Consider the following 15248-nt stretch of genomic DNA (forward strand, 5'->3'; position numbering starts at 1 on the left):
CCGGGAACAATGACGTGACGGGAAAAATCACCGAGGAACGCGACGGCCATGTGGCCCGTCTGCTCATCGACAACACCGCCAAGCGCAATGCGATCAGCCAGGCCATGTGGGTCGAACTGGCCGACAGGCTTGAAGTGTTGAACGCCGACGAGCAGCTGCGCTGCATCGTGGTGCGCGGCGCGGACGCACTGGCCTTTGGCAGCGGCGCGGACATCGAGGAATTCGAGCAGTTGCGCTCGTCCAAGGAAAAGGGCATTGCGTTCGGCCAGCAGGCCCACCGCGCCATGCGGCTGCTCAAATCCTGTCCCGTGCCCACGCTCGCTGCCATTCAGGGCGCCTGCATAGGCGGCGGCCTGGAGCTGGCCGCCTGCTGCGACATCCGCATCGCGAGCAATGATGCCAAGTTCGGCATCCCCATCGGTCGCCTGGGCGGCGTGCTCGCCTATCCCGAGCTCGAAGCCTTGCTGGCCATCGCCACGCCCAGCGTCGCCTATGAGCTGCTGTTCGAAGGCCGGGTGCTCAATGCCGAGCAAGCCTATGTGAAGGGCCTGGTCGCGCGCAGCGTGCCCGGCGAGGAGTTCGAGGCCGAGATCGCGCGCAGCGTGAAGAACATCGCCGAGCTCGCGCCCTTGTCGGCGCGCTGGCACAAGCAATTCATTGCGCGCATGGGTTCGCGCCAGCCGCTCGATGAAGCGCAGCGCAACCAGGCCTATGATTGCTTCGATACAGAGGACTTCCAGGAGGGCTTCAAGGCCTTTCTGGAGAAGAGAAAACCGGTTTTCAAGGGTCAGTAGTCAGTTATGTCGATAGTGAAAAGAAAAGGGCCTCTGGCCGGGTTGCGCGTGATCGAGCTGACCAACGTGATGGCCGGCCCGGTCGCGGGTCTGCTGCTTGCCGACATGGGCGCCGATGTCATCAAGGTCGAGAAGCTGCCGGGCGGCGACGACACGCGCCGCGCGACTCCGCCTGAAATCAACGGCGAGTCGGCCGCGTTCATGATGGTCAACCGCAACAAGCGCGGCATCGTGGTCGATCTGAAAAATGCCGCCGGTGTCGAACTGCTCAAGAAGATGATCAAGTCTTCCGACGTGGTGATCGAGAACTTCCGCCCGGGCACCATGGAAAAGCTGGGCCTCGACTTCCCCGCGCTGAGCGCCTTGAACCCGGCGCTGATCTACTGCAAGATCACCGGCTTCGGCCTGACCGGACCCTATGCCCAGCGCGCCGGCTATGACCTGATCGCCCAGGGCATGTCGGGCCTCATGAGCCTGACCGGCGAAGGCGAGGGCCGCCCGCCGGTGAAGGTGGGCGTGCCGATTGGCGACGTGACTGCGGGCATTCTGGCGTCCAGCGGCATTCTGGCCGCCTACATCGAACGCCTGCGCACGGGACAGGGCCAGTACCTGGACACCTCGTTGTTCGAAGCCTCGATGATCCACACCTACTGGCAGATGGCCATGGCCTTTGCCACGGGCGAGTCCGCAGGCCCCATGGGCTCGGCCCATCCCGTGGCCGCGCCTTACCAGGCCATGCCCACCAAGGACGGCTGGCTGAACGTGGGCGCCGTGAGCCAGGCCACATGGCAGGGCCTGACGCGCGCCGTGGAGCTTCCCGAACTGCTGGCCGATGCGCGTTTCACGACCAATGCCGACCGCATGCGCAACCGTGACCAGCTGATAGCGATCCTCTCCGAGGCGCTGGCCGCTGACACCACCGCCAACTGGGTGCTGCGCTTCGAGCGCCAGGGCGTGCCCGCAGGCCCCGTGCTGAACATGCAGCAAGTGATCGACGATCCGCAGACCGCGGCGCGTGAAATGGTCATCAACGTCAAGCACCCTGTCGCTGGCGAAATTCAGTCGCTGGGCCTGCCGATCAAGTTCTCCGGCGGCAATGGCGTGACCGACCGCGGCGCGCCCTTGTATGGCGAGCACACGCTGGAGTTGCTCAAGGAGTTCGATGTCTCGCCAGCCGAAATCGATGCGCTGATCAAGGCGAATGCGGTGCATGCACTGGTGGGGGCGACAGAGGTCGCCTGAAGCCAGGCCGCAGACACACGCAGCGCTTCACACGCTGCGCGCGTGCCGTGACCATTCGACGGCCCTGCGCGCCAACGCCGCCGTCGCATCGATCGTGGGAAGGGGTGCGTTTGCGTCATTGAGCACCAGCGGAACCTCGGTGCAGCCCAGAACCACGGCGGCCGCACCGCGGACATGCAACGCATTTGCGGCCTGAACCAGCAGGCAATGCCCTTCATCGAGCCTGCCGGCCTTGACCGCCGCGATGCCAGGCGTGATCCATTCGCGGATTTCGCTGGCAGTGGGCAGAAACCACTGCACGGCCTTGCCGTACGGGCGGTCCGTGTACAGGCCCGATGCCATGGTCGCTTCGGTCGCGAGCAGGCCCACGCGGGGTGTATCGCCGCTGGCCGCCGCCGCCATCGTCAGCGTCGCGTCAACGATGTGCAGCAGGGGAATCGCCACCGCGGCCTGGATCGCGTCGAACCACAGGTGGGCCGTGTTGCACGGCATCACGATCACGCCTGCACCCGCGGCCTCCAGCCGCCTGGCGCAGGCGACCAGGGCGGGCAAGGGCGATTCGCCCTGGCCCTGGAACGCCTGGGTGCGGTCAGGAATCTGCGGGATGGAGCTGATCAGCGCGGGCACATGCTCCTGGTCCCGTGTCGCTGGCGTGGCCGCGACCATCTTCTGCATGAAGTCCACCGTTGCGAGCGGCCCCATGCCGCCGAGCACCCCGACCAGGCCGGGCAATGTACCGTCGCCTAAGGTCATGGAAGCTCTGGAATGAAAGCGCCTGCGCGAGGCGGTCTTCGGTGATTTGGGGTGGCGAATCTGCATGCCTCAATCCTATGAAACGCACAGGGTTCGTGTCATAGCAGTCTCGCCGCAGTTCATAAGCCCAGCTAATATCCCGCCTCCGCCAGAAAGGATGACCGCATGCGGCTCAAGCACATAGAAGTGTTCAATGCATTGATGTTGACCGGCACCGTGAGCGCTGCGGCCAAGCTGCTGCATGTGACCCAGCCGGCCGCGACGCAAAGCCTGCAGCTCGCCGAGCTGCAGCTGGGCTACCAGCTGTTCACGCGCCAGCGGCGCCGGCTCGTGCCCACGCGCGAAGCGCATGCGCTTTACGTGGAAGTGCAGAAACTCATGACGCAGCTCGAGAGCGTCAAGCGCCTGGCCCAGGCCTTGGGCGAAGACGATTCGAGCAAGGGCTTGCGCATTCTCATTGTTCCTTCGCTGGCGATACGGGCGCTGCCGGATGCGCTGAGCCTGTTTCGCCAGCGCCACCCGAAGATCGCGGTGTCGGTGCGGACCCTGCACTCGAACGAGATCGCGCGCGCGATCGCGCTGCAGGAAGGCGATGTCGGCATCGTCTATGGCAATGTGATGCATGCCGGTTTGAACGAGGCGCACATCGCCACGGGCCGGCTGGTCTGCGTGTCGCGCGTGGGCAAGAAGGGGGACGACCGCCGCAGCACCGTGGCGCTCGAGGAGCTGATGCGCGAGCCTTTCATCCGCATCGATGAACGCGACCCGCTGGGCGCCATGCTGGCGGACCAGTTTTCGCGCATGCAGGCGCAGCCCGTGGGCGGAATGTCGGTGCAGACGCACCACATCGCCATGGTCTTTGCCGAGCAGGGTTTCGGGCCGGCCATCATCGACTCGTTCACGGCCAAGGCCAGCCAGGTGGCGGAGTTGCACGTGCGCACCGTGACGCCTGAAATTCCGGTGGAAGTGCGCGCACTGATGCCGCGCGGCGAGATGTCTCAGCGCCCGGTCGACGACTTCATCGAAGCCATGCGCGCCGCGACCACCAGCGTCTGAGCGGCGGAAAGGGCCGCACCATTGAAAACGCCCGATGGATTGCATCGGGCGTCGTCGGGCTGCGCTGGGGGAGAAAAAGGGGCCGCCATTGCGACGGCTCCTGTTTTCCCGGCGCTGAGCGGGTTTAAAGCGCTTGCATTTCCGTGTTGGCGTTGCGCGGTGCAACGGCTGGTGCAGCCGGCGCGGCAGGCGCCTTGTCTGCCACGGCGCCCTGGGCATTTACCGGCACTTCGAGGTAAGGCAGCTTCAGTGCCTGGCCTGTCATGGCGCGGATTTCGTTGGTCAGGGCCGCGCTGTCGTTGATCTTGCGGCCGTACGACGGAACGATGGTCTTGAGTTTTTCCTTCCAGCCTGCTTCCATCTCCTTGGGGAAGGCCTGGGCCAGCAGGTTGAGCATGATCGGCGGCGCAGTGGAGGCGCCTGGCGAGGCACCCAGCAGGGCGGCGATGGTCTTGTCCTGGTCGGTCACGATTTCGGTGCCGAACTGCAGGATGGGGCCCTTTTCAGGATCATTCTTGATGATCTGCACGCGCTGGCCGGCGGTGACGAGTTGCCAATCTTCGCGCTTGGCGTTGGGGTAATACTTGACCAGCTCGGCGTGGCGATCGGCGTCGCTCAGTTCGGCCTGCTGCAGCAGATACTTCACCAGATCGAGGTTTTCGCTGCCGACCTTCAACATGCCGGCCACGTTGTTGTGGTTGACCGACGAGTACAAGTCGAACCACGAACCTTCCTTCAGGAACTTGGTGCTGAACAGCGCGAAGGGGCCAAACAGCACCACGGGCTTGTCGTCGAGCTTGCGCGAGTCGATGTGCGGCACCGACATGGGCGGCGAACCGGTTCCGGCCATGCCGTAGACCTTGACCTTGTGGCGCTCGGCCACGGCCGGTGCCTTGAACGCCAGGAACTGGCCGCCGACCGGGAAGCCCGCGTAGTTCTTGGCTTCGGGAATGCCCGACATCTGCAGCAGCTTGAGCGCGGCGCCGCCAGCGCCGATGAACACGAAGCGCGACTTGACCGTGCGTTCCTGGCCGCTCTTGAGGTCCTTGACGGTGACGTTCCAGATCTTGTCGCTGCCCTGGCGCAGCGCCGTGACTTCATGCTGCACCTGCAGCTTGAAGTTGGGGTTGCGCTGCAGGCCGCGCGTCAATTCGTTGGTGATCACGCCGAAATTGACGTCGGTGCCCAGGGGCATATAGGTCGCGGCGACCTTCTGGTTGGGATCGCGCCCTTCCATCACCAGCGGTGCCCACTGCTTGATCTGCGCGGCGTCGGTGGTGAACTGCATGCCGTAGAACATGGGGTTCTTGACCAGCGCCTCATGGCGCTTGCGCAGGTATTCGATGCGGTCTTCACCCCAGACGAAGCTCATGTGCGGCGTCGGGTTGATGAAGTCGGACGGCTGGGGCAGGCGGCCCAGCTTGACCTGGTGCGACCAGAACTGGCGCGAGACTTCGAACTGCTCGGCAATGCCGACCGCGCGCTTGGTCTCGATCGAGCCATCGGGCAGCTCTGGCGTGTAGTTCAGCTCGGCGAAGGCCGAATGGCCGGTGCCGGCGTTGTTCCAGCCGTTGGAGCTTTCCAGGGCCACGCCGTCAAGGCGTTCGAACAGTTGCACGTTCAGGTCGGGCTGCAGTTCCTGCAGGTAGGTGGCCAGCGTGATGCTCATGATCCCGCCGCCGACCAGCACCACATCCACAGGCTTGTCGTTCTCGGCGCCGGGCACCGAGCGCTCATAAAGAGGCCAATAGAGGAACAGTACCCCCGTGATTGCCAAAAGGGCCAGCAGGCTGGCGCCCCATATCTTGAATTTCCGCATGAACATACTCCGTCGCATTGGCGAATCGGTTTGAATAGAAAGAAAATTGCGCACGGCCCGCCACCCCCTCCGGATTGCCGGCCCGGCCGTCAGGCCGCAGCATCAGCAGATCACTGTGTCGAGGGAATGCGCGCCTGGCGCTCGCAATTCATCGCGGCTGTCCGCGCTTGCTCCTGTAACCGTTTCCATCGCTGCAATCGGGCATGGCGCCCTGATCGGCAATGGTCCACACATGGCTTGGATGTGGTCGGTTTTGATGCGCGTGACGGGCTTGATGCCGAAGCAGGCCACCGTCGCGGACGACAGTGTGCCCGGTCATGGCGCGGATCGAAAGCCTAAACAGCAAATGTCATCGCTGCATCAAGGTCATGCAGGCTGTCCGCCGGTCGGGGCCATTGGGTGCGCCTCGACAGGATTGGCTTCGGCGGTCAGCAACACGTCGGTATCCGGCTGGGTTTCGCCCAGCTTGCCTTCCCACTTCGCCACCGCTGCCGTGGCGATGCTGTTGCCGATGACGTTGGTCGCGGTACGACCCATGTCGAGGAAGACGTCAATGCCCATGATGAGCAGCAGGGCGGCCTCTGGCAGGCCGAACAGCGGCAGCGTCGCGGCCACCACCACCAGCGAGGCGCGCGACACGCCGGCCATGCCCTTGCTGCTGATCATCAGCACCAGCAGCATCGACAGCTGGGTGGCGAACGACATTTCGATGCCATACACCTGGGCGATGAACAGAATGGCGAACGCCTGGTAGATCATCGAGCCGTCGAGGTTGAAGGCGTAGCCCATGGGCAGAACGAAGCCCGTGACTTCATCCTTGACGCCGAACTTCTCGAGCTGTTCCATGGTCTTGGGATAGGCCGCCTCGCTGCTCGCGGTGAAGAACGCGATCAGGGTGGGGGCCTTCACCAGGCTCAGCAGCGTGAACACCCGCTTGCGCAGCACGATGTAGCCGGCCGTGATCAGCACCAGCCACAGCGTGGCCAGCGCGAAATAGAAGCTCGCGATGAACTTGGCATAGGTCGTCAGAACGCCCAGGCCTTGCACCGTGATGGCCGCGGCCACCGCGGCGAACACGCCGACGGGAGCGAAAAGCATCACATAGTCGGTGACGCGAATCATCACGTGCACCAGCTCTTCGAAGAACGACTTGATCACGTCGCCGGTCTTGCTTTTCACCGTGCACAGTGCGAAACCGAAGAACAGCGAGAACACCACGATCTGCAAAACGGAATTGGTGGCCAGCGCCTCGAAGATGCTCTTGGGGAAGATGCCGACGATGAAGTGCTTGAAGTCCAGCGAAGCCGTCTTGAGGTGGGTGGACGCGCTCGCATCCGGCAAGGCCAGGTGCGTGCCGTCGCCCGGCCGAAACACATTGGCCCACAGCAGGCCCAGCAGCAGGGAAATCAGCGAAGCCGTGACGAACCATCCCAGCGCCTTCGCGCCCACGCGGCCCACGCTTTTCGCATCGCCCATGCTGGCAATGCCGACCACCAGCGTGGCGAACACCAGCGGGGCAATGATCATCTTCACCAGGTGAAGAAATATCTCCGTCAGCGCCGTGAAGTAGCTCGCAATTTCCTTGGAGGTTTCAGCCGGAAAAGCGGTGTTGCAGATATAGCCGACGACGATGCCCGCGACGAGCGCGATAAGTACCCAGGTGGTGAGTTTGTTGAATTTCATTCTGTCTCCGTTTTCTCGAACGCGTGCGCGCGGGCGCGGCTCTCAAAGCGATAGGGCAATAGGTAAGAAGGGGGATGGGACGAAAGCCTGAACCGGCGCGAACGATGGAAATGCGACACAAGCGCAAACATCGGGCTTTCGTTTCATTTCATCGGTAAGTCAAACAGGAGGCATGTAGACGTGATACAAAAAAAGCCTGCTATTTTTTAAATAGCAGGCTTTTCAACAACGGAGACATCTTGCCGGTAGATTGGGCACAGTGCGAAAGCGCGACCCAAGGTTTGAAAGTCCAATCCGCTGTTGAGGATTGGCGCGGATTCTACGGCTTTTCGGAGAGTGTTTTCTCAAATTGGGTCCCAGCATCCATGCGTCTTTTGGGGATTTATCCTCAACAAGCTTGCGCCATGGGCCCGCAATGTGCGGCCCGGGTATGGAGATGGCGGTGGGAACCCTTGTGCCTTGCCTGACCAGTGCGGCGCGCACGAGCGCGAGCTGGCTTGACCATCATTGAAGCGGGCTGGGCTTGATTCCAGCTCTGGAAAACCGCGTGTCGCGTTTGTGCTTCGCTTCACTCTACGGCCCCCGCGTGTCCCTCCACGCCGCCACTTCAATGATGGCCCCGCATCTTCGTTGCCGGAGCCCGGGCTTGGCATTGCAAACCCGATGACTGTGATTGTATACAGTTATTTTGCTGGTGGATGCTTTTTGTTGATCGAGCTGGAAAGGACTCCGCAATCGTTGCTGCCTGCGAGTGGGTACGCGGCGTTGTTGCTGGCGCGATCAGCGATGGCGGGAAAACGCGCTCGCAGCTTGGCTGGGAAGACCGGCCTGCGCGCAGCCTTCGACCAGAAGCACGAAGCAGAGCGTGCCGGCGACGGCCACGGGTTGGCTGTGGATTGGAAGATTTGTGTTTGGTAGGCGACTTTGGCACCTCATTTCTCCGCTCTGGTGCACGGGATCACCTGCAAGTTGAGCGACCGAGCATGCCGACCGAGGCGCTGGCCGAAGATGCGGACCCGTTCGGCCTGATGCGCGCGACCCTGGCCGAGATTGACCGGCGCGAGGGCTATGAAGTGAAACTGGTCGCCGCCCTGGAGAACTGCAAGCGCCCGCTCATTTCACCTGAGTGAGTTGCTGCGAATGGGAAAATTATGGAAGAAATCATCCCCGTCCATAACTCACACGATTCAGGCGAACTCGATGCCCGTAGCCGCCAGACCCACCAGATCGATGCGCGTGGCGTTCAGGTCCAGATTGCTGGCCAGCACCGCCAGTTCTCCGCCTGTCACACCCTTCGCCATCATGTTGACGAAGGGTTGCAGCTGGGCCGGAGTCGCGGCGCTGCCCACGACATTGGTCCAGATCAACTGCGTCACTTCGATTGATGTCTTCGCGCCCAGCGCCTGCAGGCCCAGTTGCGCCAGGCTTTGCGCACTTACACCCTCATCCAGCGCGCGAATCACTTCACCCACCAGCGGCTTGTTTTCCAGGAACGCGACGCCGGCCACGGCACCAATCAGCTTCGCGGCCTGGCCTGCATTGCCGTCAAGGTCCAGCGCCACCTGCGTGTCTTCCAGCGTCACGCGTTCGACATTGCTCAGTTCCAGCATCGCGCCATCGGTCATGCGCTGCAGCGTGTAGCCTGCATCGCTGGCCTCGATATGCAGCTGCGCAAAGCTGGCCGGGAAGACCACGGTGTCTATGCCCGCGCCACCATCCACCGACCAGGCCAGGCCAGGTGTCGGGTTGAAGGTGTTGTCGCCGGCATCGCCCGTGAACGTGGTCGCGCGCGCCGCGTCCACGCGAATCGCGCCCGCGCCGGCCATGCCTTCGAGCAACTGCTGCGCAGTCTTGCCGGCTGCCTGCTGCGGGTACACCTGGGCAAACACGGCGGCAACCTGCACGGCGCTCAGGCCATCCAGCGTCTGGATCACCGCGCCTTCGGCCTGCGTCAGGTCGCGTCCCATCCACTTCTGGAACAGAAAGGCCGCGGCTTCTTCAGCCGCGCTATGGGCCACCGTGAGACTCGGGCCTGTCGCGAAGCGCACCTGCTCCACATCGACCAGCCAGTCGGCGACGCCGCTGGCGATATGAGTCAGCTTGATACCCGCTCCGTCCAAGGTGATCGAGTAGTCGCTGCGCTTGCCTTCCTGCAGCGCCAGGTCAAATCCCGTGCCGCCATTGAGCAGGTCGCTGCCCGTGCCGCCCGACAGCAGATCGTTGCCCGCGCCGCCAAACACGATGTCGTCGCCCGCATCGCCGTAGATTTGGTCGTTTCCGCCCTTGCTGCCCACGGTGTCGTTGCCACCGCCGCCATGGATGATGTCGTCCTCGGCGCCCAGCACGATGTACTGAGCCGCGCCGTCGCCGCTGGCCATGTTCTGGCCCGCGCCGCCGTTGACGCGCACCGCGCCCACCACGGCCAGGAAGTCGACGTTGTCCACCTGGATGGTGGTGCTGTCGGGCAGGGCGCTCGCGTCCAGGATCACGGCCTGCATGCCGTCGCCCGCAATGGCGCTGCCGTTGATCACCAGCGGCACATCGGGGTCAAAGCCCGCGCCGGCCGTGACGGTGATGGTCTGTATGGTCAGCGGCACCGACGGGTTCAGGGACGCCAGGAAGGCTTGGGCGTTGTTGGTCAGTTCGGCGTCGCCACCGGCCAAGCGCTCTATGCGCAGTGTCAATTCAGCCAGCGCTGCGGTACCGGTCATTGGTGCTGGCATGCCCTGGGCCTGCAGCGCCAGGCCCACTGGTACGCTGACCTGCAGGATGGAGTGGCCGTCTGCGCCCTTGACCAGGGGAATGTCGGCCAGCGGCGAAGGCGTACCGGGCGTGTCGGGCCGGCCGGGCAAGACCACCGGAATGCTGATGATGGCGCTGCCGCCGTCGCCGGGCGTGGTCACCACGGGCACGCCGTCGACGGACACAGCGGCGGAATCGGTCGGCGGCGCAGGCGTCGTATTTGTCACTGCCGTCGCCGCGAGCGGGGCGGCATCGTTGCCGGCGAGGTCCTGGATGGCACTGGCGGCATTGCCCACTTCGAGTTTGTCATAGGCAACGGTCACATTGTCGCCATGGGTCACGGGTTTGGCCAGGGTCAGGGTGACGGTGTTCTTGGCCGCGCTGACGACCACTGCCGTGACCACATTGCGCACCAGACCCACCATCACCGTAAAGGATTCTGGCGCTGGACCGTTGACGTCATCGAGTGTGTCCGACTTGGAGAAGGACAACACCAGGGTGCTGCGATTGACGGCGGCCGACTCAAAAACCGGCGCTTGCGTGTCGATGGTGACAACCAGTGCGTTGGATGCAGCGCTGATAGTGCCAACCGCGCCCAAAGCCTTGGCTGTCACGATGTGCATTCCTTCGGCTAGCGCAACGTAGGTTGTCACTTGCCACACGCCTTTGACAGCACGCGTCGTTGCCAGCACGGTGGTGCCGTCTGTGTCGTACAAGGTGACGAGGGCGCCCGACAGCGTCGAGCCTCCGATGGTGAGTTTGGTGGCATTGGTGATCTGATCCCAGTACGATTTACCGGTATCGCTGCCGTAAACCAGCCGTAGGCCGACTGGTGGCGGCATCACAACCTGGTCGGCAATACTCGCTTGGTTGAATTCCAGCGGTGCTAGTTCGTGCATTTTGAGCTCCGGCTTCGGTATATCTCAACTGGGGCGTGCGTGCTTCGTGCAACGGCCACGCACCATTCATCCACGGAAATCCCCAACTTGTTTGTCGCCTGTATGGCGAACTGGGCATCGAAGTCAATGGCCACAAGTTACTGTTGACAGAACATGGACCGGATTCGGCCTGTCGTATGTGCGGTGACCCACAGTGCGGTTGCGTTGTTGTTACGCCTGACCACACACTGAACCCCGTCTGAGCCTTGGCAACGTGACACGCACCTGATTCGCAGGCACCGAGACGCACTCGAGTCATGCTATCACATGCGTTTGCGGGCCCCCATTGCTGCCGGACAGGACCCGAGGCAGCCCGCAGACCAGCAGGACAAGCGCAGCGTTATCACGATCGAGCGCCAAGACGTGGATCTATGGCTTGCGGGCACCATATAACACTTCGAAGACGGTGTAATCGGCGGGCAACTCGGGGGGGATGTGCACTGCGCCATCAACGTGCGCTGTCCAACCATACATATTCCCACGGTGGGAATAAAACAAAAAAGCCTGCTATCTTTTGGATAGCAGGCTTTCTTTATGGGGGTTGGTGGGTCGTGCGTGATTCGAACACGCGACCTACGGATTAAAAGTCCGCTGCTCTACCGACTGAGCTAACGACCCAACCTGCTTCACAAAACTGTTGTTCTGATCAGCGAAGAACTCGATTCTAGCATGAAATTTTAGACACTTTTGGCTCGGTGGCCGCAATTTGGTCGAGCACCCAGCCGGCCGCGCATTGGCCGAAAGTGGCTGTCACGGCAACGACCGAGCCGTAGCCGTGGCAATTGAGCGTGCCGTCGGCGTTGTCGAGCGCGCAGGATGCGTCGGGCGGGGCGACGGCTTCGCGACTGAAGACGCAGGCTACGCCCATCTTCTTGCCGTCGCGCGGCGCGTTGTGTTCCCGGCGCAGGCGGTAGCGCAACTGGGCGAGCAGCGGGTCGTGGGTGGTCTGGCTCAGGTCGTCGATGTCGACCTTGTGGGCCTGGCGCTTGCCGCCGGCTGCACCCACGCTGATGAACAGCAGTTTGTTGCGGCGCGCATGGGCGGCCATGGCCGTCTTGGCCTTGACCTGGTCGCAGGCGTCGATCACGGCCGTCACGCCCTCGGGCAACAACGCCGGCCAGTTGTCGGGCTCGACGAATTCCTCGATGCAGTGCACTTCGCAATCGGGGTGGATCTGCGCAATGCGTTCGCGCATCGCGACCACCTTGGCCTGGCCCACGGTCGAGGTGAGCGCATGGATCTGGCGGTTGATGTTGGATTCTGCGACCTGGTCCAGGTCGATCAGCGTGATGCGGCCCACGCCGCTGCGCGCCAGCGCTTCGGCGGCCCAGGAGCCGACGCCGCCGATGCCGACCACGGCCACATGCGCGCCGCGGATGCGCTGCGCACCCGGCACGCCGTACAGACGTTCCAGGCCGCCGAAGCGGCGCTGGTTGTCGGGGGCCAGAAAGTCGGCGTCGGGCAGGGCGGCCGTCGCAATGCTCAGCGCTTCGGTCATTTCAGACGAGAGAGCTGTTCCTTGGCCGCGCCCGCGGCTTCGCTGCGGGGATAGGCCTTGATCAGGTCTTCCAGCGTCTTGCGTGCCGCGCGCGTGTCTTTCAACTCGGTCTGGCAGTTGGCGATGGACAGCGCGGCTTCGGGCGCACGCGCGTGTTCGGGCGTCGCGGTCAGCAGCGACCTGAAGTTGGCGATCGCCTCCTTGTAGTCGCGTTCTGCGTATTGCGCATTGCCCAGCCAGAAGCGGGCCGACGGCAGGTAGCCGCTGCGCGGGTACTGGCGGATGAACGCGCTGAACGACTTGTTGGCATCAGCGAACTTGCCGCCGCGGAAGACTTCGAGCGCGGCTTCGAAGTCGCGCTTTTCAGCTGGGTCGGCGGTGAACTGCTGGCCGTCGACGGTCACGGTGACCGGCTCGAATTGCTTGAGCCGTTCTTCCACACCCTGGGCGATGTCCTTTTGCTTGCGTTGCAGTTCAGACGACTGCTGCAGCAATTGTTCATTTTGCCCACGCAGACGGGCCTGGTCCTGGCGCAGTGTTTCGATCTGCGACTGCAGATCGAGCAGGCTGCGGCGCAGCTGCGAAGTGTCTTCGCTGGCGCGCTGATTCGACTGCTGCATCGCGTCCAGACGCTGGCGCAGCTCGATGATCGCCTTGCGCGCCTCGTCGTCACCGAACAGGGCGGCCTGGCTGGCCGTGGCGAACGACGCAGTACAGGCGAATGCCAGTACCAGTCGGGCCACGGAAGTGGTGCGGAAAAACGGTGTTGCCATATTTAACGGTAGGACAGTTCAGCGCGACGGTTCTGGGCGAAGGCATCTTCGCTGAAACCTTGCACGGCAGGCTTTTCCTTGCCGAAGCTCACCGCTTCGACTTGGGCGTCGGACACGCCCAGCAGGCCCAGCGAGCGGCGCACGGCTTCGGCGCGCTTCTGGCCCAGTGCCAGGTTGTATTCGCGGCCGCCGCGTTCGTCGGTGTGGCCTTCGACCACGACCTTGCGGCTGGGGGCAGCCTTGATGAAGCGTGCGTGGGCTTCGATCTGCGATTGTGCGTCGGCCTTGATGACGTACGAGTCGTAGTCGAAGTACACGATGCGGCTCACGCCTTGGGGGCCGGCCTGGTCGCCACCCGATTGCGTCAGGTCGACACCTGCCACACCGCTTTGGCCCGTGGCGCCGCCGTTGGCACCGGTGCCCGCGCCGCTGCTCAGGGCAGACTTGTCGGTGACGGGGGTTTCGTCGAGCTTGACGCCCGAGCTGCAGCCTGCCATCAGGGCGGCAACGGTCATGGCGATGGAAAGGCGTTTGAAGGTAATCATGGAAAAACTCCGCAGCGTTCGACAGAACGCCATCAGCGATACGGTTGAAAAGAAAAGAACTACAGAAACTCAGTGTTTGAGGAACGGGCCCCAGTCGGGTTCGCGGATGTCGCCACCCTGGCCGGCGAGTCGCGCCTTGATCTTGCCGTCCAGTGTCGTGGTCATCAGTGATTCACGCCCTTGTTGCAGGGTCGCGTACACAATCTGGCGGCTGTTCGGAGCAAAGCTCGGGTTTTCATCGGCCGTGGTATCGGTGATCGCGGTCACGGTGCCCGCGCTCAGGTCCATCACGTGCAGCTTGAAGCCTCCGCCCACGCGCGAAATATACGCGAGCCAGCGACCGTCCGGACTGACACTTGGAGAAATGTTGTAGTTGCCGGTGAAGGTCACGCGTTCGGCGCTGCCGCCGCCGGCAGAAACCTTGTAGATCTGCGGTGCACCGCCGCGGTCGCTGACGAAGAAAATCGTCTGGCCGTCGCTGGAGAACACGGGTTCGGTGTCGATGCCGCTGCTTTGCATCAGGCGGCGCGGCTCGCCGCCTTCGGCGCTGATCATGTACAGCTGCGAGCCGCCGTCGCGCGTGAGCGTCACGGCCAGCGATTCGCCGTTGGGCGCCCAGGCCGGAGCGCTGTTGGAGCCGCGGAAGTTGGCCAGCAGGCGCCGGCGGCCGCTGGCCACGTCATGTACGTAGACCACGGGCTTGCGCGATTCGAACGACACATAGGCCACCTGGCGGCCGCTGGGCGACCAGGCCGGGGAGATGATGGGCTCGGGGCTCGACAGCGCCGATTGCGCGTTCTCGCCATCGGCGTCGGCAATCCACAGGCTGTAGCGCTTGCCGGCCTTGGTCACATAGGTGATGCGCGTCGAGAAGATGCCGCGCTCGCCGGTGAGTTTTTCGTAGACATAGTCGGCGATGCGGTGGGCCACGAGGCGCAGATCGCCTGAGGTCACGGCAAAGCCCTGGCCGCCCAGATCCTGGCCGCGCACCACGTCCCAGAGGCGAAAGCGCACGTCGAAACGGCCGTCGGCCAGGCGCGTCACGCTGCCTGTGACCAGCGAGTCGGCCATTTTCTGCTTCCACAGCGCGACGTCGGGGCGCGAAGTTTCATCGAGCTGCGTGCCCGAGGCGTCGACGCCTCGGAACTGGCCGCTGCGTTCGAGGTCGGCCTGGACGATGGCCGCAAGCTTTTGCGGCGACTGGGGCTCGCCGCGGAACGGGGCGATTGCAATCGGCAACTGCGTCAAGCCCACGCCCGTGACTTCGACACGGAACTGGGCCAGCGCGGGCAACGCGGAAGAAGAGGCGAGGGCCGCGAGAAAACTGCGGCGCATCGTTTGCGGCACCGCCGCGGAAAAGGAGGTGGATGGAGTTCGGTCAATAGTCATTGGCAACCATCTTAGT

The 15248-nt window shown here is 63.5% G+C and carries 13 protein-coding genes and 1 tRNA gene; 5 read left to right on the plus strand and 9 right to left on the minus strand.

All coding sequences use genetic code 11. The features are described from left to right. The first annotated feature begins 14 nt into the window (after positions 1-14). Together KHY18_RS07955 and KHY18_RS07960 are read left to right on the plus strand one after the other, a co-directional pair. Positions 15-794 (plus strand): enoyl-CoA hydratase-related protein, encoded by a 780-nt coding sequence (locus KHY18_RS07955; protein ID WP_213297537.1) that lies wholly within the window; start codon positions 15-17, stop codon positions 792-794. Between the two features lie 6 nt (positions 795-800). Further along, positions 801-2036 carry a CaiB/BaiF CoA transferase family protein gene (locus KHY18_RS07960; RefSeq protein ID WP_213297540.1) on the plus strand — a complete coding sequence of 412 codons (1236 nt, stop codon included), beginning with the start codon at positions 801-803 and terminating at the stop codon, positions 2034-2036. Positions 2037-2063: 27 nt separating this feature from the next. Here the strand turns inward: KHY18_RS07960 and cuyB are convergent, their stop codons facing one another. Then, entirely contained in the window at positions 2064-2789 is a 726-nt protein-coding gene (gene cuyB / locus KHY18_RS07965) for a cysteate racemase (RefSeq protein WP_213297548.1), read from the minus strand. 165 nt (positions 2790-2954) lie between these two features. Between cuyB and KHY18_RS07970 the strand changes: the two genes are divergently transcribed. Then, entirely contained in the window at positions 2955-3845 is an 891-nt protein-coding gene (locus tag KHY18_RS07970) for a LysR family transcriptional regulator (protein WP_213297551.1), read from the plus strand. Between the two features lie 124 nt (positions 3846-3969). On the opposite strand, the gene mqo is transcribed toward KHY18_RS07970, so the two are convergent. After that, complete coding sequence (gene mqo, locus KHY18_RS07975) at positions 3970-5664, minus strand: malate dehydrogenase (quinone) (RefSeq protein ID WP_213297559.1); 1695 nt, start codon at positions 5662-5664, stop codon at positions 3970-3972. A 366-nt stretch (positions 5665-6030) separates the two neighbouring features. Continuing rightward, positions 6031-7347 (minus strand): dicarboxylate/amino acid:cation symporter, encoded by a 1317-nt coding sequence (locus KHY18_RS07980; protein ID WP_213297562.1) that lies wholly within the window; start codon positions 7345-7347, stop codon positions 6031-6033. 663 nt (positions 7348-8010) lie between these two features. On the opposite strand from KHY18_RS07980, the gene KHY18_RS07985 reads away from it, so the two are divergent. Both KHY18_RS07985 and KHY18_RS07990 read left to right on the plus strand, forming a co-directional pair. Then, a complete protein-coding gene (locus tag KHY18_RS07985) occupies positions 8011-8265 on the plus strand; it encodes a hypothetical protein (RefSeq protein WP_213297566.1) in 255 nt (84 codons plus the stop codon). Positions 8266-8330: 65 nt separating this feature from the next. Then, positions 8331-8477 (plus strand): hypothetical protein, encoded by a 147-nt coding sequence (locus KHY18_RS07990; protein WP_213297739.1) that lies wholly within the window; start codon positions 8331-8333, stop codon positions 8475-8477. Between the two features lie 57 nt (positions 8478-8534). On the opposite strand, the gene KHY18_RS07995 is transcribed toward KHY18_RS07990, so the two are convergent. From KHY18_RS07995 to tolB, 6 genes are all read right to left on the minus strand, one after another. Next, positions 8535-10988, minus strand: coding sequence for a SwmB domain-containing protein (locus KHY18_RS07995; RefSeq protein WP_213297575.1), 2454 nt, complete (start codon positions 10986-10988; stop codon positions 8535-8537). 581 nt (positions 10989-11569) lie between these two features. After that, positions 11570-11645: transfer RNA gene (locus tag KHY18_RS08000), tRNA-Lys, on the minus strand. Between the two features lie 46 nt (positions 11646-11691). Further along, positions 11692-12525 (minus strand): tRNA threonylcarbamoyladenosine dehydratase, encoded by an 834-nt coding sequence (locus tag KHY18_RS08005; RefSeq protein ID WP_213297577.1) that lies wholly within the window; start codon positions 12523-12525, stop codon positions 11692-11694. Then, positions 12522-13298 carry a tol-pal system protein YbgF gene (gene ybgF, locus KHY18_RS08010; RefSeq protein ID WP_213297584.1) on the minus strand — a complete coding sequence of 259 codons (777 nt, stop codon included), beginning with the start codon at positions 13296-13298 and terminating at the stop codon, positions 12522-12524. Before ybgF ends, KHY18_RS08005 begins: the two co-directional genes overlap by 4 nt. 2 nt (positions 13299-13300) lie before the next feature. Next, positions 13301-13843: a peptidoglycan-associated lipoprotein Pal gene (gene pal, locus KHY18_RS08015; RefSeq protein ID WP_213297587.1), complete on the minus strand. Its 543-nt coding sequence runs from the start codon at positions 13841-13843 to the stop codon at positions 13301-13303. 69 nt (positions 13844-13912) lie between these two features. Continuing rightward, entirely contained in the window at positions 13913-15232 is a 1320-nt protein-coding gene (tolB, locus tag KHY18_RS08020; protein WP_213297589.1) for a Tol-Pal system beta propeller repeat protein TolB, read from the minus strand. Positions 15233-15248 lie beyond the last annotated feature (16 nt).

The sequence above is a fragment of the Acidovorax sp. CCYZU-2555 genome, from assembly GCF_018413525.1.
GTDB lineage: Bacteria > Pseudomonadota > Gammaproteobacteria > Burkholderiales > Burkholderiaceae_C > Comamonas.